The following is a 248-nucleotide window of genomic DNA, read 5'->3' on the forward strand; positions in this document are numbered from 1 at the left end:
GCATGGCCACAAGAGCTTTGCCCTCGTGATAAGAGCTGCTTTGAAGGCAAACGTATTGCTACAACCTACCCAGAAATTGTAGCGCAGTTGTTAAAGCGCGAAGGCATAAATGCAAGTACTGTAATGCGTACAGGGTCAGTAGAAGTTGCCCCACATGCAGGTCTTTCTGATGCATTTTGTGATTTAGTTTCAACCGGTGCAACACTTGAAGCAAACGCCTTAATTCAAGGTGATACAATTTTAGAATC

1 pseudogene is annotated in these 248 nt (G+C 44.0%); it reads left to right on the forward strand.

Annotated elements, in window-relative coordinates:
• Window positions 1-248, forward strand: a pseudogene (gene hisG, locus R0J88_RS22405) (ATP phosphoribosyltransferase); the annotation flags it as partial.

This window comes from Pseudoalteromonas sp. SIMBA_162, from assembly GCF_046535955.1.
GTDB lineage: Bacteria > Pseudomonadota > Gammaproteobacteria > Enterobacterales > Alteromonadaceae > Pseudoalteromonas > Pseudoalteromonas marina.